19 protein-coding genes and 1 tRNA gene are annotated in these 20,715 nt (G+C 72.3%); 7 read left to right on the top strand and 13 right to left on the bottom strand.

Annotated features, from left to right (window positions below):
* Positions 1-91: 91 nt before the first annotated feature.
* The 5 genes from carB to glmU form a co-directional block, all read right to left on the bottom strand.
* Complete coding sequence (gene carB, locus H5397_RS05190) at positions 92-3,343, bottom strand: carbamoyl-phosphate synthase large subunit (RefSeq protein ID WP_182815345.1); 3,252 nt, start codon at positions 3,341-3,343, stop codon at positions 92-94.
* A gap of 127 nt (positions 3,344-3,470) precedes the next feature.
* Positions 3,471-4,070, bottom strand: coding sequence for an aminoacyl-tRNA hydrolase (pth, locus tag H5397_RS05185; RefSeq protein ID WP_182815343.1), 600 nt, complete (start codon positions 4,068-4,070; stop codon positions 3,471-3,473).
* Positions 4,071-4,076: 6 nt separating this feature from the next.
* Complete coding sequence (locus H5397_RS05180; RefSeq protein WP_182815341.1) at positions 4,077-4,706, bottom strand: 50S ribosomal protein L25/general stress protein Ctc; 630 nt, start codon at positions 4,704-4,706, stop codon at positions 4,077-4,079.
* Between the two features lie 177 nt (positions 4,707-4,883).
* Positions 4,884-5,864 carry a ribose-phosphate diphosphokinase gene (locus H5397_RS05175; protein WP_182815339.1) on the bottom strand — a complete coding sequence of 327 codons (981 nt, stop codon included), beginning with the start codon at positions 5,862-5,864 and terminating at the stop codon, positions 4,884-4,886.
* Positions 5,861-7,318, bottom strand: a complete 1,458-nt coding sequence (gene glmU / locus H5397_RS05170; protein WP_182815337.1) for a bifunctional UDP-N-acetylglucosamine diphosphorylase/glucosamine-1-phosphate N-acetyltransferase GlmU — start codon at positions 7,316-7,318, stop codon at positions 5,861-5,863. Before glmU ends, H5397_RS05175 begins: the two co-directional genes overlap by 4 nt.
* Positions 7,319-7,468: 150 nt before the next feature.
* On the opposite strand from glmU, the gene H5397_RS05165 reads away from it, so the two are divergent.
* Positions 7,469-7,741, top strand: a complete 273-nt coding sequence (locus H5397_RS05165; protein WP_182815335.1) for a hypothetical protein — start codon at positions 7,469-7,471, stop codon at positions 7,739-7,741.
* Positions 7,738-7,863 carry a hypothetical protein gene (locus H5397_RS18035; protein ID WP_255438646.1) on the top strand — a complete coding sequence of 42 codons (126 nt, stop codon included), beginning with the start codon at positions 7,738-7,740 and terminating at the stop codon, positions 7,861-7,863. Before H5397_RS05165 ends, H5397_RS18035 begins: the two co-directional genes overlap by 4 nt.
* 1 nt (position 7,864) lies before the next feature.
* Here H5397_RS18035 and H5397_RS05160 read toward each other — a convergent pair.
* A tRNA-Gln gene (locus H5397_RS05160) sits at positions 7,865-7,943 on the bottom strand.
* 144 nt (positions 7,944-8,087) lie between these two features.
* Between H5397_RS05160 and H5397_RS05155 the strand changes: the two genes are divergently transcribed.
* The gene (locus H5397_RS05155; protein WP_182815568.1) at positions 8,088-8,729 is read left to right on the top strand and encodes a TetR/AcrR family transcriptional regulator; all 642 of its coding nucleotides are present in this window, start codon (positions 8,088-8,090) and stop codon (positions 8,727-8,729) included.
* 6 nt (positions 8,730-8,735) lie between these two features.
* Here H5397_RS05155 and H5397_RS05150 read toward each other — a convergent pair whose 3' ends face one another.
* Genes H5397_RS05150 through rsmI form a run of 4 tightly spaced genes read right to left on the bottom strand, consistent with a single transcriptional unit; the run spans position 8,736 to position 12,248 of the window.
* Positions 8,736-9,668: a 4-(cytidine 5'-diphospho)-2-C-methyl-D-erythritol kinase gene (locus H5397_RS05150; RefSeq protein WP_255438645.1), complete on the bottom strand. Its 933-nt coding sequence runs from the start codon at positions 9,666-9,668 to the stop codon at positions 8,736-8,738.
* A 51-nt stretch (positions 9,669-9,719) separates the two neighbouring features.
* The gene (rsmA, locus tag H5397_RS05145) at positions 9,720-10,577 is read right to left on the bottom strand and encodes a 16S rRNA (adenine(1518)-N(6)/adenine(1519)-N(6))-dimethyltransferase RsmA (protein WP_182815333.1); all 858 of its coding nucleotides are present in this window, start codon (positions 10,575-10,577) and stop codon (positions 9,720-9,722) included.
* On the bottom strand, positions 10,570-11,412 hold the full coding sequence (locus H5397_RS05140) for a TatD family hydrolase (protein ID WP_182815331.1): 843 nt from the start codon (positions 11,410-11,412) through the stop codon (positions 10,570-10,572). The genes rsmA and H5397_RS05140 overlap by 8 nt, the downstream gene beginning before the upstream one ends.
* A complete protein-coding gene (gene rsmI, locus H5397_RS05135; protein WP_182815329.1) occupies positions 11,409-12,248 on the bottom strand; it encodes a 16S rRNA (cytidine(1402)-2'-O)-methyltransferase in 840 nt (279 codons plus the stop codon). The genes H5397_RS05140 and rsmI overlap by 4 nt, the downstream gene beginning before the upstream one ends.
* On the opposite strand from rsmI, the gene H5397_RS05130 reads away from it, so the two are divergent.
* The 3 genes from H5397_RS05130 to H5397_RS05120 all read left to right on the top strand — a co-directional run bounded on the left by H5397_RS05130 (position 12,214) and on the right by H5397_RS05120 (position 17,115).
* Positions 12,214-13,848 (top strand): phospholipid carrier-dependent glycosyltransferase, encoded by a 1,635-nt coding sequence (locus H5397_RS05130; RefSeq protein ID WP_182815564.1) that lies wholly within the window; start codon positions 12,214-12,216, stop codon positions 13,846-13,848. The genes rsmI and H5397_RS05130 overlap by 35 nt on opposite strands.
* 131 nt (positions 13,849-13,979) lie before the next feature.
* Positions 13,980-15,578 (top strand): ABC transporter substrate-binding protein, encoded by a 1,599-nt coding sequence (locus H5397_RS05125; RefSeq protein ID WP_182815327.1) that lies wholly within the window; start codon positions 13,980-13,982, stop codon positions 15,576-15,578.
* A 79-nt stretch (positions 15,579-15,657) separates the two neighbouring features.
* Positions 15,658-17,115: a uracil-xanthine permease family protein gene (locus H5397_RS05120; RefSeq protein WP_182815325.1), complete on the top strand. Its 1,458-nt coding sequence runs from the start codon at positions 15,658-15,660 to the stop codon at positions 17,113-17,115.
* Between the two features lie 78 nt (positions 17,116-17,193).
* On the opposite strand, the gene H5397_RS05115 is transcribed toward H5397_RS05120, so the two are convergent.
* Positions 17,194-18,438, bottom strand: coding sequence for an APC family permease (locus H5397_RS05115; protein WP_309224283.1), 1,245 nt, complete (start codon positions 18,436-18,438; stop codon positions 17,194-17,196).
* 40 nt (positions 18,439-18,478) lie between these two features.
* Positions 18,479-19,060 (bottom strand): hypothetical protein, encoded by a 582-nt coding sequence (locus tag H5397_RS05110; RefSeq protein ID WP_182815323.1) that lies wholly within the window; start codon positions 19,058-19,060, stop codon positions 18,479-18,481.
* Between the two features lie 102 nt (positions 19,061-19,162).
* Between H5397_RS05110 and H5397_RS05105 the strand changes: the two genes are divergently transcribed.
* Complete coding sequence (locus H5397_RS05105) at positions 19,163-19,684, top strand: DNA-3-methyladenine glycosylase I (RefSeq protein WP_182815321.1); 522 nt, start codon at positions 19,163-19,165, stop codon at positions 19,682-19,684.
* Positions 19,685-19,737: 53 nt separating this feature from the next.
* Here the strand turns inward: H5397_RS05105 and gnd are convergent, their stop codons facing one another.
* A complete protein-coding gene (gnd, locus tag H5397_RS05100; RefSeq protein WP_182815319.1) occupies positions 19,738-20,691 on the bottom strand; it encodes a phosphogluconate dehydrogenase (NAD(+)-dependent, decarboxylating) in 954 nt (317 codons plus the stop codon).
* Between the last annotated feature and the right edge of the window lie 24 nt (positions 20,692-20,715).

Raw genomic sequence — 20,715 nt, 5'->3', positions numbered from 1 at the left:
TCACATCGTCATGCAGCCGATCGGGTCGGGGGCCGTTCCGATCAGCACCTCACCACAACCCGGTCCTCCCGGGGGTGGGCAACCCCGGGCGTCAGCCGATGGAGGCGTGCCACTCCTGCAGCGACTTCACGCCCTCGGCCCCCCGTCGGTGGGCGGCGATGCCGATGGCCGCCGCGTAGGCCTCGGAGGTGGTGGTGACGTACGGCACCCGCGCGCGGATGGCCGCCTTGCGGATGTAGGAGTCGTCGTACTCCGACGCGCGGCCGGCGGGGGTGTTGATGACGAGCTGCACCTGGCCGTCACGGATGGCGTCGGCCATGTGCGGCGAACCCTCGTGCAGCTTGTTCACCAGCGTCGCCTCGATCCCGTGCTCGGCCAGGAATGCGACCGTTCCCGTGGTGCCCATCAGCGAGAACCCGTTGGCGACGAAGGTGCGCGCGGCGGTGAGGACGTTGGCGCCCGGCGAGCCCTGGCCCGAGTCGATGCGGTCGCGCTCGGCGATCGACAGCAGCACGGTGCCCTCGGTCGGCAGGACGGTCTGGGTGGCCTCCTGGCTCTTGAAGAACGCCAGCCCGGGGTTGGACGCCAGCCCCAACACCTCGCCGGTGGAGCGCATCTCGGGGCCGAGCAGCGGGTCGACCTCGGGGAACATGTTGAACGGGAACACCGACTCCTTGGCCCCGAAGTACGGCACGTGTCGCTTCTCGAGGTTCAGGGAGGCCAGCGACTCCCCCAGCATGAGCCGGGTGGCGAGCGAGGCCATGTTGACGTCGCAGACCTTCGACACCAACGGCACGGTGCGAGAGGCGCGCGGGTTGGCCTCGAGCACGTACACGACCCCGTCGAGGATGGCGTACTGGATGTTCATCAGGCCGACCACGCCGAGCTCGATGGCGATGCGGCGGGTGTAGTCCTCGATGGTGGCGAGCTGGTCGTCGGGGATCGTCACGCTCGGCACCAGGCAGGCCGAGTCGCCGGAGTGGATGCCCGCGTACTCGATGTGCTCCATCACCGCGGGCACGAAGGCGTCGGTGCCGTCGCACACGGCGTCCGCCTCGCACTCGAGCGCGTTCTCGAGGAACCGGTCGACGAGGATCGGACGCTCCGGCGTGACGCCCTCGGCGGCGTCCATGTAGCGGCGCAGGTTCTCGACGTCGTGGATGATCTCCATGCCGCGCCCGCCCAGCACGTAGCTCGGGCGCACGATGACCGGGTAGCCGATCTCGGACGCCACGGCCACGGCCTCGTCGGTGGTGACGGCCATGCCGGCGGCGGGCATCGGGATGCCGAGGCGGTCCATCATGGCGCGGAACTCGTCGCGGTCCTCGGCCAGGTCGATCGTGTCGGGCGAGGTGCCGATGATCGGGACGCCGGCCTCCTGCAGCGCGCGGGCGATGTTCAGCGGGGTCTGGCCGCCGAACTGGCACACGACACCCTCGGGCTTCTCGCGCTCGACGATGGCCAGGACGTCCTCGACGGTGAGCGGCTCGAAGTAGAGCTTGTCGGAGGTGTCGTAGTCGGTGGAGACGGTCTCGGGGTTGCAGTTGACCATGATCGTCTCGAAGCCCGCGTCGCGCAGCGTGTAGGCGGCGTGGACGCAGCAGTAGTCGAACTCGATGCCCTGGCCGATGCGGTTGGGGCCGCCGCCGAGCACCATGACCTTGCGCTTGTCGCTGACCGGCTTGGGGTCGGGCAGCGGGTTGGCGCGCTCGGGGGCGTAGGTCGAGAAGTAGTACTCCGCCCCCTCGACGCCCGACACCGGCACGGCTTCGTAGCGGTGCACGATGCCCTCGGCGAGGCGGCGGGCGCGCAGGTCGGCCTCGGGCACGCCGAGGATCTGCGCGAGGTAGGCGTCGCCGTGGCCGGCCTCCTTGGCGCGCCGGAGCAGGTCGGCGGGCAGCCCGGCGAGGTCGCCCGCGTAGCCCTCGATCTCGGTCTCGACGGCCAGGATCTCGGCCATCTGCTCGACGAACCAGGCCTTGATGTGGGTGAGCTCGACCAGCTCGTCGACCGACACCCCGGCCCGCAGGGCCTCGTACATCAGGTACTGGCGGTCGCTCGACGGCTGGGCGAGGCGGCGCAGCAGCTCGTCGCGACCGAGGGTCCGGAAGTCGGAGGCGTTGCCGAGCCCGAGGCGTCCGTTCTCGAGGCCGCGGATGGCCTTGCCGAAGGCCTCCTTGTAGTCCTTGCCGATGCTCATGACCTCGCCGACGGCGCGCATCTGCGTGCCCAGCTTGTCGACCGCGCCGGGGAACTTCTCGAACGCCCAGCGCGCGAACTTGGCCACGACGTAGTCGCCGTCGGGGGTGTACTGGTCGAGGGTGCCGTCGCGCCAGTACGGGATCTCGTCGAGGGTGAGCCCGGCGGCCAGCAGGGTAGACACCATGGCGATCGGCAGGCCGGTGGCCTTGGACGCCAGCGCCGAGCTGCGCGACGTGCGCGGGTTGATCTCGATGACGACCACGCGCCCCGTCTTCGGGTTGTGGGCCAGCTGCACGTTCGTGCCGCCGATGACCCCGATCTCGGAGACGATCTTGTGCGCGATGCGCTGCAGCTCGTCCTGCAGCTCCTGGGCGATCGTGATCATCGGGGCGTTGCAGTAGGAGTCGCCGGTGTGGACGCCCACGGCGTCCACGTTCTCGATGAAGCAGACGCTGATCATCTGGTTCTTGGCGTCGCGGATGACCTCGACCTCGAGCTCCTCCCAGCCGAGGATCGACTCCTCGACCAGGACCTGCGTGATCGGCGAGGCCTGCAGGCCGCGGTGCGCGATGGTGCGCATCTCGTCGTCGGAGTGCACGAACCCGCCGCCCGTGCCGCCCATCGTGTAGGCGGGGCGGACGACCATCGGGTAGCCGACCTCGGCGGCGAAGGCGAGGGCGTCCTCGACCGTGCCGACGGTCTGGGAGCGCGGCATGTCGACGCCGATCTCGGCCATGGTGCGCTTGAACGTCTCGCGGTCCTCGCCGCGCTCGATGACGTCCTGGGTGATGCCGATCATCTGGACGTCGTTGGCCTCCAGGATGCCCGCGCGGTCGAGCGCGGTGGAGAGGTTGAGGCCCGTCTGGCCGCCCAGGTTGGGCAGCAGCGCGTCGGGCTTGCTCTGCTTGATGATCGCCTCGAGCGTGGGCACGTTGAGCGGCTCGATGTAGGTCTCGTCGGCCATGACCGGGTCGGTCATGATCGTGGCCGGGTTGCTGTTGACCAGGGCCACCTCGTAGCCGAGGTTCCGCAGGGCCTTGCACGCCTGGGTGCCGGAGTAGTCGAACTCACACGCCTGCCCGATGACGATGGGGCCGGAGCCAATGATGAGGACCTTGTTGATGTCTTCGCGCTTGGGCATCCGTACTCCATCCGTGCTGCAGGCGACCGTCGACCACCCTAACCCGTCGGCCCCCTCCGGCGCGGCGCTGTCCGGACGCCGACCGCGCGGACGCCCACCCGGCGAGCCGGCGGAGCGGCCGCGAGCCTCAGGAGTTGAAGCGGTTCTGCGCCGAGGTGAGTCCCTCGACCAGCAGCGCCTCGACCGCGTCGGCGACGCGGGAGGTCTCGACGGCGTAGTCCTCGCGGAGGGACGCCGGGATGGGGCGCAGCACGTAGTCGGCGGCGTCCTGGCGGCCGGGCGGGCGGCCGATTCCGAAGCGGGCCCGGAAGAAGTCACCGGTACCCAGGTCAGAGCGCATCGAACGCAGCCCGTTGTGGCCGTTGTCGCCGCCGCCGAACTTCAGCCGCAGCTGGCCGAAGTCGAGGTCGAGCTCGTCGTGGATCGCCACGACGTGGTCGGGGTCGATCTTGAAGAACGCGCACGCCTTGGCGACGGCGGCGCCCGACTCGTTCATGAAGGTGCGCGGCTTGAGCAGCACGACGCGCCGGGCGTCGGCGCCCACGCCGCCGAAGCCGGACGCCGTCACGCGCGTCTCGCACACGTCACCGCGCATGCCGCGCGGTGCCGTGAACGGGGTGCGCGCCCGCGCGGCCAGCTCGTCGGCGACCATGAAGCCGACGTTGTGCCGCGTGGACGCGTAGGTCGGGCCCGGGTTCCCGAGCCCGACCACGAGCCATGCAGCCAAGGTGGATTACTCCGCCTCGTCCTCGGCAGCCTCGTCGGCGGCCTCCTCGGCCGGGGCCTCGCCGGCGTCGAGGGACGCCTCCAGGGCCTCCTCCGAGATCGGGGCGGCGACGGAGAGAATCAGGTCCTCGGGCTCGCCCGGGAAGACCGCACCCTCGGGCAGGTTCAGGTCGCCGGCGGTGATCTGCTGGCCGACCTCGAGCGCCGAGACCTCGATCTCGATCTGCGCGGGGATGTTGGTGGCCTCGGCCTCGAGGGTGATGGTCTGCTGGTCCATCGTCACGATGCCCTCCTTGACCTCACCGAGGATGACGAGCGGCACCTCGACGGTGACCTTCTCGCCCTTCCTCACGATGAGCAGGTCGACGTGCTCGAGGAAGCCCTTGAGCGGGTCGCGCTGCACCTGCTTGGGCAGGGCGAGCTGGGCCTTGCCGCCGTCGATCGTGATCGACAGCAGGGCGTTGGCGGTGCGCAGCGCGAGCAGCGACTCGTGGCCCGGGAGGGCGATGTGGACGGGGTCGGTGCCGTGGCCGTAGATGACCGCGGGGACCTTGCCCTCGCGGCGCAGGCGGCGTGAGGCACCCTTGCCGAACTCGGTGCGCGAGTCGGCGGCGAGCTTGATCTCGTTGGACGACATGTGGTTCTCCTCAACCTTGCATTTGGTGTCGGGCTGGGCAAGGGAGTCACACTCACACTCGTCGATCACGGGCTCACGGCCCCTCGCCAAGCAACCCGACCACCTTACCGGACGCCTCGGCGTCCGGCCGAATCGACCGGACACGCGTACCTCGTCGCAGGCTTCCGCCCGGGCCGGCTACAGGTGCGCGCCGTCGAAGAGGCTGGTGACCGAGCCGTCCTCGAAGATCTGCCGGATCGCCTCGGCGATCAGCGGGGCGATCGACAGCACGGTCAGCTTCGGGATGTTGAGGTCGTCGCTGATCGGCAGGGTGTTGGTGACGATGATCTCCTCGAACGCCGACTCGTTGAGGCGCTTGGCGGCCGGCCCCGACAGGATCGGGTGGGTGGCGGCGGCGATGACCTTGGCGGCGCCGTGGTCCTTCAGCGTCTGGGCGGCGGCGCAGATCGTGCCCGCGGTGTCGATCATGTCGTCGACCAGGAGGCAGACCCGGCCCTCGACGTCACCGACGACCTCGCCGACGGCCACCTCGTTGGCCTTGTTCGGGTCGCGGCGCTTGTGGATGATCGCCAGCGGGGCGCCGAGCTTGTCGGTCCACGCGTCGGCGAGGCGCACGCGGCCGGCGTCGGGCGACACGACCGTGAGGTTCTCGAGCGGGTACTTCTCCTGGATGTACTCCAGCAGCACGGGCAGGCCGATGAGGTGGTCGACGGGGCCGTCGAAGAAGCCCTGGATCTGCGAGGCGTGCAGGTCGATCGACATCAGGCGGTCGGCGCCGGCGGTCTTGTACAGGTCGGCGATCAGGCGGGCCGAGATCGGCTCGCGGCCGGCGTGCTTCTTGTCCTGGCGACCGTAGGGGTAGAACGGCGAGACGACGGTGATCCGCTTGGCGGAGGCGCGCTTGAGGGCGTCCACCATGATCAGCTGCTCCATCAGCCACTCGTTGACGGGCGCGCAGTGGGACTGCAGCACGAAGGCGTCCGCGCCGCGCACCGACTCCTCGAAGCGCACGTAGATCTCGGAGTTCGCGTACGTGAGGGCTCGCGTGGGCACCAGTTCGACCCCGATGAGCGACGCCACCTCTTCGGCGAGCTCGGGGAACGCGCGCCCCGAGGCGAGGATGAGGTGCTTCTCCGACTGGCGCTTGATCCCCGTCACAGCAGGTGCGTCCCTTCGTTGTTCTCGCTCGCGTCGGTCGCGGCCTGGTGAGTCTTCGTCCCGGCTCGTCGCGACGCCACCCAGCCGGGAATATTACGCTGCCGTCCCCGGGCGATGGCCAGTTCACCCGGCCCCACCGCGTCCGTGAGCGCGGAACCGGCGGCAACATACGCGCCGTCGCCGACCGTGACCGGGGCCACGAGCACCGAGTTCGACCCGACGAAGCTCTCCCGGCCGACCACCGTGCGGTGCTTGGCGACCCCGTCGTAGTTGGCGACGATGACGCCGGCCCCGATGTTGGTGCCCTCGCCCACCTCGGCGTCCCCGACGTAGGAGAGGTGGGACGCCTTGGCCCCCGGCCCGAACCGGGCGTTCTTGGTCTCGACGAAGGTGCCGATCTTGCCGCCGGCGCCCAGCTCGGTGCCGGGGCGCAGGTAGGCGTACGGGCCGACGGACGCCCCGGCCCCGATCGTGGCGAGCACGACGTGGCTGCGGACGACCGTGGCGTCGGCGCCGACCTCCACGTCGAGCAGGGTGGTGTCGGGGCCGATGGTGGCACCGCTGGCCACCGAGGTCGCCCCCTCGAGGCTGGTGCCGGGCAGGATGGTCACGTCGGACCCGAGGTCGACGGTGTCGTGCAGCCAGGTGGTGTCGGGGTCGACGATCGTGACGCCGGCCCGCTGCCACTTCTCGACGAGGCGGCGGTTGTACTCCTTGTTCAAGGTGGCCAGCTGGACGCGGTCGTTGACGCCCTCGGTCTGCCAGCGGTCGGCCAGCACCATGGAGTGCACGCTGAGGCCGCGACCGCGGGCGAACCTCACGACGTCGGTCAGGTAGAGCTCGCCCTGCGCGTTGTCGGTGGTGAGGGACGCCAGCCCCTCGCGCAGGACGTCGGCGTCGAAGACGTAGATGCCCGCGTTGATCTCGGCGATCCCGGCCTGCTCGGGGGTGCAGTCCTTCTGCTCGACGATCGCGGCGACCTGGTCGCCGTCGTCGTCGCGGACGATGCGGCCGTAGCCGGTGGGGTCGTCGAGCACGGCCGTCAGGAGCGTGACGGCGTCGCCGTGGCGGCGGTGGGTCTCGACGAGTTCGAGGAGGGTCTCCCCCGTCAGCAGGGGGACGTCGCCGTAGGTCACGACGACCTCGCCCCGGACGTCGGCGAGCGGGGCCAGGCCGCAGCGCACGGCGTCCCCCGTGCCGTTCTGGCTCTCCTGCACCGCCGTGACGACGTGGGGTGCGATCTCGGTGAGGTGTTCCTCGACCTGTTCCCGCTGGTGGCCGACGACCACGACCAGGTTCTGCGGGGTGAGCGCGTCGGCTGCGCTGATCGCGTGGCTCAGCATCGAGCGCCCGGCGACCTGGTGGAGGAGCTTGGACGTCTTCGACTTCATCCGTGTGCCGGCGCCGGCCGCGAGCACGACCACCCCCGCCACGCCCCTGCCCTGCTCGGCCATCTCCACTCCTCGTTCTCGGCGGCACTCGGTGCCATCCTAAGTGCACCGCAGCGCCGCGGGCCGGTCCGCCCGACGCCGCCGTCCCCGTTTGCGCAGCGTTTACGCCGAGGCCCTAGGAATGGAGCCACGACCCATGAAGGAGGATCCCGCATGCCCATCACCACCCCGGGACGCGAGGCCGGTCCGGTCAGGCTGTTCGCGGCGTCCCTCGCGCTGGGGCTGCTGGCGACCTTGGCCCCGGTGGGCACGCCACCCACCGCCCAGGCGGCCGGCATCGACACGACCAGCCGGCAGGCGGTCACCAACGCCTACCTGACCCGCTACAAGCCGGCCCAGGCCCTGCTCGTGCCCGAGACCGGCACCGACCTGAGCGCGTGTGTCGCGGGCGACGAGGGCGCCACCAGCCGCAACGCGAACCGTTGAATGGGGCATCCGCACACGCACAGGAGCGGTGGCGTACCCGGGTCCAGGTGCGGCCGGCCGAGGGCGCCGACCTCGAGGCCACCAAGAAGGTCGCCCTGACGTGGCTCGACGCGGCCGAGTGAGCACCCCGGGAAGGAGTCGAACCTTCGTCGCTAGTCCTGATTCAAAGTCAGGCGGGCCCTGCCGACAGACCAACCGGGGTTCGGACGCCGTGGGCGTCCGGCTGCCCAGTCTAGGCCACGCGGCGCCGGCCGGCCCATTGGCGCGTTTCGCCCGCACGCGACAGACTGGGTCGGTGACCTCCGCCAACACCTCCACCGCGCGTGCCCGCCGCGGGCGCGTGCGGATGACGCGCGCCGAGCGCCGCGAGCAGCTGATCGAGGTCGCCCGCGGGCTCTTCGCCGACAAGGGGCTCGACGGCACGAGCGTGGAGGAGATCGCCGCCCGCGCCGAGGTCAGCAAGCCCGTCGTGTACGAGCACTTCGGCGGCAAGGAGGGCCTCTACGACGTCGTCGTCGACCGCGAGGTGCGCCGTCTGCACGACGCGATCTACGCCGCGATCAGCCGGCCCCACACCGACCCGCGCTCGCTGATCGAGCTCGGCACGCTGGCCCTGCTCGACTACATCGAGGAGGAGCCGGACGGGTTCCGCATCATCAGCCGCGACTCCTCGCCCTACTCGCAGGGCGGCACCTTCCAGACGATCCTGTCCAGCATCGCCAGCCGGGTCGAGGGCCTGCTGGCCGCGCAGTTCCAGCGCCGCGGCTTCGACCCGGGCACCGCCCCCCTGTACTCGCAGATGCTGGTCGGGCTGGTCGCGCTGGCCGGCCAGTGGTGGGTGGAGTCCCGCGAGGAGACGACGCTGACCAAGCCGCAGGTCGCCGCCCACCTGGTGAACCTGACCTGGCACGGCATGCAGCGGCTCCACCCGCAGCCGAGCCTCCGCGTGGTCGAGGCGCCCCCCGAGGCGGGCGGCTTCGAGATCTGAGCCCGCTCAGGCGACCTGGCGCGCCCCCGGCACCGGGCCGCACGCCCGGCGCACCTGACGGCACAGCCCGAGGCCGGACAGCACCCCGGACAGCCGCACGGCGGCGTCCTCGTTGGCGGTCAGGAACGCGCACGTGGGGCCCGAGCCCGACACGATCCCGGCCAGAGCACCGGCGTCACGGCCGGCGTCCAGCAGCTCGGCCAGGTGCGGCCGCAGGGAGAGGGCGGCCGGTTCCAAGTCGTTGGCGAGGTTCTCCGCCACGCGGCGGACGTCCCCGGAGGCGAGCCCCTCGAGCAGGCCGGGCGGGACCGGCGGCGGGGTCGGGTCGGCGTCGGGGTTCATCTCGTCGAAGCGCCGGAACACCGCCGGGGTCGACAGCTCGACATCGGGAAGCGCGAGCACCCAGTGGTAGCCCCCGCGGCTCAGCACCGGCACGAGGTCGTCGCCGCGGCCGTGGCCCAGCGCGGTCGAGCCGAGCAGGCAGAACGGCACGTCGGCGCCCAGTTCGGCGCCGAGCTCGCGCATCTCGTCGGGGTTGATGTCGATGCCCCACAGCGCCGCGCAGGCGACCAGCGCCGCCGCCGCGTTCGCCGACCCGCCGGCCATGCCGCCCGTGACGGGGATCGTCTTGCGGATCTGCAGGTCGACGCCGTAGCGCGCCTCGCCGCCGTGCCGGTCGGCCAGCAGCCGGGCCGCCCGCACCGCGAGGTTGGAGTCGTCGGCCGGCACGAGGTGGGCCTGGTCGCCGGCGATCCGGATGCCGTACCGCCCCGGCGCGGCCGGGTGGGCACCGAGCTCGTCGAAGATCGACAGGGCCTGGAACACGGTCGCGAGGGGGTGGTAGCCGTCCTCCCGCACAGCGCCCACGCGCAGGGCGAGGTTGACCTTCCCGGGTGCCCGCACCCGGACCTGGTCCGTCATCGCCTGGCTCGCGCTCATGCGCCCCTGTCTACCAGCCGGACGCTGCCCGCGAAAGGCTTTCGCGAACCCTCAGGCGGGGGCCCCGGGGAGCCGTTCGGCGATCCGGGCGAAGGCCGCCACGTCGATGACCTCGCCGCGCGCCTGCGGGTCGACGCCGGCCGCCTCGAGGGCCTCGGACGCCGCCGCGGACGACCCGAACAACCCGGCCAGCGCACCCCGGAGCATCTTGCGCCGCTGGGCGAAGGCCGCGTCGACGACGGCGAACACCTGCTGCCGCGTGGCGGTGGTCGCCGGCGGTTCGCGCCGGGTCATCCGCACCAGCCCGGAGTCCACGTTGGGCACCGGCCAGAAGACCTTGGGGGGCACGGTCCCGACGCGCGCGGCGTCCGCGTACCAGGCGAGCTTCACGCTCGGCACGCCGTAGACCTTGCTGCCCGGCGGCGCGACGAGCCGGTCGGCGACCTCGAGCTGCACCATGACCAGCCCGGTGCGGATCGAGTCCCACCGCGCGAGCACGTGCAGCAGCACCGGCACGCTCACGTTGTAGGGCAGGTTCGCCACCACCGCGGTCGGCTGCGGGCCGGGCAGGTCCGTGACGTCGAGCGCATCGGCCTCGGTGACCGTCAGCCGTTCGGACGCCGCCGGCAGCCGCTCGGCGACCGTGCGGGGCAGCCGCCGGGCCAGGCTCGACTCGATCTCGACGACGTGGACGTGCGCGGCCTGCTCGAGCAGCCCGAGGGTCAGCGAGCCGAGCCCCGGCCCGATCTCGAGCACGACGTCGTCGGGCGTGATCCCGGACGCCGCCACGATGCGGCGCACCGTGTTGGCGTCGTGCACGAAGTTCTGCCCGCGCTGCTTGGTGGGCCGCAGGTCCAGCTCGGCCGCCAGCTCGCGGATCGTGCGGGGGTCGAGGAGCGCGTCAGCCATGGGTCCCTCCCCAGTCGCCGAACAGGGCGGTCGCGTTGGCGTCGAGGACGGCGGCCAGGTCGTCGACGTCCTCGCCCCGCAGGTCGGCGAGGAACCGCACGGTGTGCGGCAGCAGGTAGCTGGCGTTCGGACGCCCCCGCACCGGCACCGGCGTGAGGTAGGGCGCATCGGTCTCGACCAGCAGGCGCTCGGCCGGAGTGATCCGGGCCGCCTCCCGCAGGGCCTCGTTGGCCTTGAACGTCACCGTGCCGGGGAACGACAGCCACGCCCCGTGGTCGAGGCAGGCCCGCGCGTGGTCGGCATCGCCGGAGAAGCAGTGCATCTGGACGCGCTCGGGCCAGCCCTCGGCGGCCAGCACGTCGAGGACCTCGAAGTGGGCGTCCCGGTCGTGGATGACCAGGGCCAGGTCGTGCTCCTTGGCCCAGCCGATGTGCGCGGCGAAGGCGTCGCGCTGCCGGGCGCGGCCCGCCTCGTCCTCGATCCAGTGGAAGTCCAGGCCCGTCTCCCCCACCCCACGGATCCGGTCGGTGGTGCCGAGCAGGGCCTCGATGCCGCGCAGGGCCTCGTCGAGGTCGTCGCCCAGTTGGGCGGCGTCCGTCGGGTGGATCGCCACGGTCGCGACCACCCCCGCGAACGCCTCCGCCGCGGCCACGGCCGCCTGTGAGCTCGCCACGTCGTAGCCGACGTCCACCAGGCGCCGGACGCCGACGGCTGCGGCCCGCGCCACCGCGTCGGCGGCAGCCAGGCCGGTCTTGCGCTCGGTGGTGCGGAGGTGGGTGTGGGCGTCGGTGGTGGGCGTGCCCAGCGGCTCGGGGGCCGGGGCCGGCTCGCTCATCGGGGCTCCTTCCGGGCGGCCAGGGCCGCCTCGTACAGCTCGTTCTTGGCCAGCCCGGACGCCGCGGCCACCTCGGCGACCGCGCTCTTGAACCGCTCCCCCGCCTCAACCCGGGCGAGGACCTCGGCGACGGCGTCCTCGACGCTGCCTGCCGGGCCGGTGGCGCCGGCCACCACGACGGTGATCTCACCGCGCACCTCGCCGGTGGCCCACTCGGCGAGCTCGGCGAGGGTGCCGCGCACGACCTCCTCGTAGGTCTTGGTGAGCTCGCGGCACACGGCGGCCGGGCGGTCGGCGCCCAGCGCGTCGCGCGCGTCGGCGAGGAAGTCAGCCAGGCGGTGGGGGGCCTCGAAGAACACCATCGTGCGCTCCTCCCGGGCCAGCGCGGCCAGCGCCCGGGAGCGCTCACCCGCCTTGCGGGAGGCGAAGCCCTCGAAGCAGAACCGGTCGGTGGGCAGCCCTGAGACGGCCAGGGCGGTCAACACGGCCGAGGGCCCCGGGACGGCGGTGACGCGGATCCCCTCGGCGATGGCGGCCTGCACGACGCGGAAGCCGGGGTCGGAGACCGACGGCATCCCGGCGTCGGTGGCCACGACCACCCGCTCACCCGCGCGGAGGGCGTCCATGAGCACCCCGACGCGGGAGGCCTCGTTGCCGTCGAAGTAGGACACGACCCGCGCCGTGGTCTCGACGCCGAGCCGGCGGCAGAGGTCGCGGAGGCGACGGGTGTCCTCGGCGGCGATGACGTCGGCCTCCACCAGCGCCGCCACCATGGCCGGGCTGGCGTCGGCGACGTCGCCGATGGGCGTGGCGGCCAGCACGAGCACTCCTGTCACCCGCCCAGTATGGCGTGGCTACCATGGCCGGGTGACGACCGCCGTGCCCATCACCCTCGACCGGCTGCGCGACGGCGTCCGCGAGCACTGGGCGCTGAGCTGGGCGGTCACGCTCGTGATCGGGCTGCTGGCCTTCGCCGTGCGCCTGGTCGGGGTCGACCAGCCCGACAGGATCATGTTCGACGAGACCTACTACGCCAAGGACGCGTGGTCGCTCCTGCAGCACGGCTACGAGGGCGAGTGGGTCGGCGGCGGCGACGTCGTCAACCCGCAGGTGGCCGCCGGCGACGTCTCCGCCCTGACGGCGAAGGGGTCGTTCATCGCCCATCCCCCGGTCGGCAAGTGGCTGATCGCGACCGGTGAGTGGGCGTTCGGCATGAACCCCTTCGGCTGGCGCATCGCCGCGGTGGTGTTCGGCGCCCTCCTGGTGGTCGCCACGATCCGCCTGGCGCACCGGCTGTCGCGCTCGCTCATGGTCGGCGCCATGGCCGGCATCATGCTCACCTTCGACGGCCTCGCCTTCACGATGAGTCGCATCGCGCTGCTCGACATCTTCCAGGCCACCTTCCTGGTGGCCGGGGTGGCCGCCCTCGTCGCCGACCGGGACCACCACCGCCACCGGCTCGCCGATGCGATGGAGGCGCGCGGGCTGACCTCGCTGGGCGGCAGCTTCGGTCCCCTGCTCTGGTGGCGGCCCTGGCGCTGGACGGCGGGCGTCCTGTTCGGCCTGGCCGTCGCGACGAAGTGGAACTCGCTCTACGTGGTCGCCGTGTTCGGCATCCTCACGGTGCTGTGGGACGTCGGCGCGCGCCGGCTCGCGGGGGCCGGGTTCCGGTCCTGGACCGCGCTGCTGCGCGAGGGGATCCCGGCGTTCGTGTCGATCGTCGTCACGGCGTTCGTCGTCTACGTCGCCTCGTGGACGGGGTGGCTGTCGACATCGGGGGGCTGGGGTCGCGACTGGGGGTCGAGAAACCCTGACCACCCGTTGGTGGGCGCCTTCGGCGAGGGCCTCGCCTCGCTGCTGAAGTACCACCAGGACATCTTCAACTTCCACACCGGCGACTACATCAAGGAGCAGACGCACCCCTACGACGCCCACCCCGCCGGCTGGCTGCTCATGCTGCGGCCCATCAGCCTCGACGCGACCAGCGGCATCGAGAACGGCACCGACGGGTGCGTCTCGGCCGACACCTGCGTCCGCGTGGTCACGGGCATGGGCAACCCGGTGCTGTGGTGGCTGGCCGCCGCCGCGCTCCTGCTCGGCCTGATCTGGTGGCTGGCCGGGCGCGACTGGCGCTTCGGCGTCCCGGTGCTCGCCGCGCTGGCCACCTACCTGCCCTGGTTCGCCTCGGCCGACCGCCCGGTGTTCTTCTTCTACGCCATCACGATCATCCCGTTCACCACGATCGGGCTCGCCCTGGCCCTCGGCCTGGTGATCGGGCAGGCCCGCGGGCCCGGGCGTCGCGTCGGCGCCATCATCGCGGGCCTCGCCGTGGGCATGGTCGTGGCCTGCTTCGCCTGGCTCTACCCGGTGCTGAGCTACCAGTTGATCACCAACGGCGAGTGGCTCGCGCGCATGGCGCTGCGCTCGTGGATCTGAGCGCGACGCGCGGTGACGCAATCGTGATCCTCCTGCACTGAATCGTGACCTGATCGGCGCCGGGCCGCGACCACCCCGGGGCTAGGGTGATCGAACCTGATCGACACCCCCGAGCCGCAGGAGGACCATCCGTGAGCAGGCCGCGCCCGAGAGCGCGCCTCGCCGTGCTCGCGGCCGCCCTCCTCGTCGGCTGCACCGGCTCGCAGCCGCTCCCCAGCCCCAGCACGCCGGCACCCGTGGCCGCCGACGCGGTCCAGGACACCAACCCCCAGCCGCGCGAGCGCCTCCGCGACGGCGGCCTGCTCCGCTTCCCGCTGGCCGCGCTACCGACCCAGTGGAACCCGCGCCACCCCGACGCGGACGCCGACGCCCGCCGCGTCCTCGACCCGTTGACGCCCGAGCACCTGGCGCTGGACGCCGCGGGCCGGGCCACCCCGAACCCCGACTTCGTCACCGACGTGGCCGTCTCCCACGAGGGGCACACCGTCGTGACCCTGACCCTCAACCCCGAGGCGGTCTGGGGCGACGCCGCCCCCCTCACGGCCGAGGACTGGGTGGCGACCTGGCGGGCGTCCACGGGCCAGGTCGAGGGCGTCGCCCCCGTCGGCCCGCTCGGGTGGGACCGCGTGACCGACGTCCGGGCCGGGGCGTCCGCGTACGAGGTCGTGGTCACCTACGCCGGGGTCGACCCCGACTGGGCCCAGCCGCTGGTCCCCGGGCCCCTGCGCGCGTCGACGGTGGCCTCCGCCGACGCGTTCGCCTGGGCGTCCCACCGCGACGCCCACTACGCCGCCCCCTTCCTGGTCGCCCACGTCGACCAGGCGCAGGGCCTCGTCACCCTGGAGCGGAACCCGCTCTGGTGGGGGGACCGGCCCAAGCTCGACACCATCATGTTCCGCACCGTCCAGGCCGAGGCCGTCGCGGCGGCGTTCCAGCACAACGAGCTCGACGTGTGGGAGACGGGCACCTCCCTCGACCGCCTCCAGCAGTCGCGCGCCGCCGCCGACACCACCCTGCGCACCGCGCCGGGCACCCACGGGCGCAGCCTCCACGTCTCCCGCGCGGGGCTGCTCGCCGACGCGGCCCTGCGGCGTGCGGTCCTGATGGCGATCGACCGCGCCGAGGTGGGGGCGAGCGACCTCGCCGACCTGCACGAGCCGCCCCGCACGTGGTCGAGCAACCTCCTGCTGCCGACGCAGCCGGGGTACGTCGACCAGGCCCGGGCGACCGGGCTCGCGAACGACCCCGTCCGGGCCGCCGAGGCGCTGGACGCGGCCGGCTGGGTGGAGGGCCCGGGCAGCCGGTCCAAGGACGGGCAGCGCCTCCTTCTCACATTCCGGACGCCGATCGGCGACGACCTCGCCCAGGGCGAGTTCGAGGTGCTGGCGGGGCAGCTCGCCGCCGTGGGCGTCCGGCTGCGCGCCGTCACCGGGGAGGCGGACCTCACCCCCGTCTCCGTGCCGGTCGACGCGTTCCCGCTGGCCCGGCTGCCCGAGGACGTGGCGTCCGTGCCCGCCGCCGCCGAGCTGGTCGCCCGGGTGGCCAGCGAGGTCGACCCGGTGCGCCGCGCCGACCAGGCCAGCCAGCTCGCCCGGCTGGCGTGGCAGGAGGTCGTCGAGATCCCGCTGTACCAGGAGCCGCAGTTCGTCGCCGTCCGCAACGGCCTGGCGAACCTCGGGGCACCCGGCTACGCGACCACCGACTGGGAGGACGTCGGCTGGACCTCCTGACGCGAGGGGGGCACCACGCAGTACAGTGCAGCCGTTTGCCCGGACGCCGGTCCGGGCCCCCAGCGAGAGGTTCCCGCCCATGGCCCTGTGGAAGCTGCACGGTGACGGCACATTGAAGCCCGGGGCGGTGGTGGCCCCCGACGAACGTCTCTCGTGGGGCAAGACCGTCGGCCTCGGCGCCCAGCACGTGGTCGCGATGTTCGGCGCGACGTTCGTGTTCCCGATCCTGATGGGGCTCAACCCCCAGCTCGCCGTGATGATGTCCGGCATCGCGACGCTGATCTTCCTCGCGGTCGTGAAGGGCCGGGTGCCCTCCTACCTCGGCTCGTCGGCGTCCTTCGTGGGTGTCGCGACGGCGATCTACGCCGCGGGCGGCAACCCGAGCCACGTGTCGGGCGCGATGTTCTGGGTCGGTGTGGCCCTGCTCATCGCGGGCGTGATCATCCACTTCGCGGGCGCCGGCGTCATCCACCGCGCGCTGCCGCCCGTGGTCACCGGCGCCGTCGTCATGCTCATCGGGTTCAACCTCGCCCCCGTCGTGGCCGGCGTCTACTGGCCGCAGGACCAGGGCGTCGCCCTGATCACCATGCTGGTCGTCGTGGTGCTGAGCGTCGGCGTCCGCGGGTTCATCGGCCGCATCGCGATCTTCCTCTCGCTGATCATCGGCTACATCGTGAGCTGGGTGTTCGACGTCGTGCTCGGCCCGATCAACTCCCAGATGGCCGACGGGACCGTCGGCCCCCACCTGCGCGTCGACTGGTCCCTGGTCGAGAAGGCGCCGTGGATCGGCCTGCCCCCGGTCTCCGACCTCGCCAACTGGCAGTTCGGCGCCACCGCGACCAACGTCGTCGGCTTCCACCTGCCCACCTTCAACCTGGCGTTCGCCCTGGTCGCCCTGCCCGTCGCCATCGCGCTGATCGCCGAGAACACCGGCCACGTGAAGGCCGTCGCCGAGATGACCGGCGGCAACCTCGACCAGGACATGGGGCGCGCGATCGGCGCCGACGGCGTCACCTCGATGCTGGCCACCGCCGTGGGCGCCGGCCCGACGACCACCTACGCCGAGAACATCGGCGTCATGGCCGCCACCCGCGTCTACTCGACCGCCGCGTACGTGGTCGCCGCCCTGGTCGCCATCGGCTTCGGCTTCTCGCCGAAAGTCGGCGCGATCATCTCCGCCACCCCCGGTGGCGTGCTCGGCGGCATCACGGTCGTGCTCTACGGCATGATCGGCCTGCTCGGCGCGAAGATCTGGAAGGAGAACGGGGTCGACTTCGGCAACCCGCTCAACCTGGTCCCGGTCGCCGCCGGCATCATCATCGGCGTCGGCAACGTGTCGCTGGTCCTGTCCGAGGACTTCTCCCTCGGCGGCATCGCCCTGGGCACCATCGTCACCATCGTCGTCTACCATCTGGCCCGCCGGCTGGCCCCGGCCGAGATGCGCCGCGACGCCGAGGGCGCGGTCCTGATCGTCGACCGCCCGGGCGCCTACGAGGCCGACCCCGACGAGGGCCCGACGCACACGCACCGGGGCTGACGCCCCGTCCCCCACATGTGCTCCCTGTACCTGGCGCCACGTGCCCCAGTCGCAAGGAGCACATTTCGCGTACAGGGGTCAGCTGCGCGCCGCCGACCGCCGCGCGACGAGCCGGCCCACGACGCCCACCGCGTAGACCGCGACGCCGACGGCGACCGACTGACACGGCAGGGTCACCACCAGCAGCAGGCACAGGGCCATGCCGAGCGCCTGCAGCCAGCGCGGGAACGTCCGGCCGTCGTCCTGCCGGAACGCCGCCAGGTTCGCGACGAAGTAGTAGAGCAGGACGCCGAAGCTCGAGAAGCCGATCACCCCGCGCAGGTCGGCGAGGAGAACCAGCACGGACACGACCACGGCCAGCGTGATCTCGGCCACGTGGGGCACCTGGTAGCGCGGGTGCACGGACGCCAGCGGCCGCGGCAGGTCGCCGTTGCGGGCCATGGCCAGGGAGGTGCGCCCGATGCCGGCGACCAGCGCCAGCAGCGCCCCCAGCGAGGCGACCGCGCCGCCCACCCGCACCAGCCAGGTCTGCCACGAGCCGTCCCCGGCACCGACGGCGTCCACCAGCGGGGCGGTGCTGGACGCCAGCGCCCCGGTCCCCAGCGCGCCGATCACCCCGACCCCGACCAGCACGTACACGACGACGGCCAGGGCGAGCGCGACCAGGATCGCGCGCGGGATGGTCCGGCGGGGGTCGACGACCTCCTCGCCCATCGTGGCGATGCGCGCGTACCCGGCGAACGCGAAGAACAGCAGGCCCGCCGACTGCAGGACGCCGTACGGACCGGCCTCGAACAGCACCACGCCGTCCCAGACCCCGGGCGTCCACGCCAGCCAGGTCGTGACGACCGCCCAGACGAGCACGACCAGCACGACCGAGACGATGAGGCGGGTGAGCGCGGCCGTGCGCGTGACCCCGTGGTAGTTGACCGCGACCAGCACCAGCATGGCGAGCGCCGCGAGGGGGCGCTGCCACCAGCCCGACGGCACCAGGTAGGCCGCGAACGTCAGCGCCATCGCCGCCGCCGAGGCGGTCTTGCCGATCACGAACCCCCACCCGGCGAGGAAGCCCCACCAGTCGCCGAGCACCTCGCGTCCGTACACGTAGGTGCCCCCCGAGGTGGGGTAGGCGGCGGCGAGCTGGGCCGAGGAGGTCGCGTTGCAGTAGGCCACGAGGGCCGCGAGGGCCAGGCCGATGAAGAGGCCGCCCCCGGCCGCGGCCGCGGCGGGCGCCCAGACGGCGAAGACGCCGGCCCCGACCATCGAGCCGAGGCCGATCACGACGGCGTCGACGAGGGTCAGGCGGCGGGCGAGCTGGTTCACCCGCGCAACCCAACAACGCCCGGGTGAACGGAGGGTGACGTCACTCGCGCAGCGCCCGCCCCAGCGCCTCGAGACGCCGTTCGAGCACGGCCACGCGCTCGCCCAGCTCACCGGCCTCGGCCCCTTCCACCGGCACGCTGCCGGTCGGGAGCGACTCGGCCTCCGCCGAGCGGCGGATGAACGTGAGGTATCCCACGCCCACCGTGACCACCAGGGCCGCCAGCGCGACGAAGAAGCGCGTCACCTGGCCCGAACTGCTCGCCAGCGACTGGCCCACGGCGTAGATCATCGTGAAGATGCCACCGAGCAGCAGGCCGTTCGAGATCACGGCCATCCGTGCCGGGCGCCACAGCGACACCAGCAGGATCAGGGTCGCGCAGACGAGCAGGATGATGCTGGTGTTCAGCGACCACGCTTCCTGGGCCGCCTGGGCGGCGCGGGTCGCCGCCTCCTGCTGGGCGATCTGCTCGGCGGTGGGCTCGGCGCCCGGGTACTTGTCCCACGCCATCTCGGGCCAGCGGGGCTGCGGGTGGAACGTGTTGATGCCGATGGCGACCAGCCCGACGACCACCAGCCCCAGGAAGAACGAGTAGATGACCTGCAGCAGCGACACCGCTTTCATGGCCCCTCCTTGGCTCGACCCCCAGTCTCCCACCGCGGGGGCGCCCGCAGCAGGAGCACGCCTCCCCCGCGCGGCGTGACACGGGCTGCCTAACATCCGGGTATGAACAGACCCGCGTGGGCCGAGGCGTCGGCCCTGATGAGCGACTACTTCGACACCGAGTGGGGGTTCCCGGTGCGCGACACCCCGGGCGTCTACGAGCGCATCGTGCTCGAGGGCTTCCAGTCGGGCCTGTCGTGGGCCGTGGTGCTGCGCAAGCGACCGGGGTTCCGGGCGGCGTTCGACGGGTTCGACCCCGAGGTCGTCGCGCGCTACACCGCGGCCGACGTCGAGCGCCTGCTGGCCGATCCGGGCATCGTCCGCAACCGCCGCAAGATCGAGGCGGCCATCACCAACGCGCGGGCGACGACCGCGATGACGGACGCCGGGGTCGACCTGGGCGACCTCGTCTGGTCCTTCCGCCCCGACGACCCCACCGCGGGGGCGGACGCCACGGAGTCACCCGAGTCGCTCGCCCTGTCGAAGGCGCTGAAGAAGCACGGCTTCGTCTTCGTCGGGCCGGTGACGATGTTCGCCCTGATGCAGGCGATCGGCATCCTCGAGCACCGCCAGGCCTTCTCGTGACGACGGCATGGCTCCACCAGGGAGCCATGCCGACATCCTGGCGGGCGTTCGCCTCAGGCGCCCGGCTGGACCTGGGCCTGTCCGGGCGTGGAACCCTGCGTCGGGGCCGGGGGCACGGCGTCCACGTCGTCGCCCGACTTCACCGCGTGGCCGCCGAACTGGTTGCGCATGGCCGCGACCATCCGCATGCTCGGGCTGTCCTCCTGCTGGCTGACGAAGCGCGCGAACAGGGCCGCCGAGATCGTCGGCACCGGGACGCCCAGGTCGACGGCCGCGTTCACCGTCCAGCGGCCCTCGCCCGAGTCGGCGGCATAGCCCTCGATCTTCTCGAGGTGCGGGTCGGCGTCCATCGCCCGGACCATGAGGTCGAGCAGCCACGAGCGGATGACGGTGCCCTCGCGCCAGCTCTCGAACACGTCGGGCACGTGGGTGACGATGTCGGACGCCTCGAGCAGCTCCCAGCCCTCGGCGTAGGCCTGCATGAGGCCGTACTCGATGCCGTTGTGGACCATCTTGGCGAAGTGGCCGGCGCCGACCTCGCCCGCGTGCACGAAGCCGAACTCGCCCTCGGGCTTGAGGGTCTCGAAGATCGGCATCACATCGGCCACGGCGTCCTCGGAGCCGCCGCACATGAGCGCGTAGCCGTTCTCCAGGCCCCACACGCCGCCCGAGACACCGCAGTCGATGAAGCGGATGCCCTTCTCGGCCAGCTGGTCGGCATGCTTCTGGTCGTGGGTCCACTTGCTGTTGCCGCCGTCGATGATGATGTCGCCCTCGGACAGGCGGTCACCGAGCTCACCGATCACGGCGTCGGTCACCTTGCCGGCGGGGACCATCACCCAGACCACGCGCGGGCTGTCGGTCAGCTGCGCGACCAGGTCGGCCTGGTCCTTGGCGTCGGAGATCTCGGGGTTGGTGTCGTACCCGATCACGGTGTGGCCGCCGCGGCGCAGGCGCTCCCGCATGTTGCCGCCCATCTTGCCCAGCCCGATCAGTCCCAGTTGCATGCGAAGCCTCCCTGCGGTCGTTGG

The organism is Propioniciclava sp. MC1683, from assembly GCF_014164675.1.
In the GTDB taxonomy this organism is placed as follows: Bacteria; Actinomycetota; Actinomycetes; order Propionibacteriales; family Propionibacteriaceae; genus Propioniciclava.
Note: the sequence above shows the minus strand (reverse complement) of the source record. Positions and strands in the feature narration are given on the sequence as shown.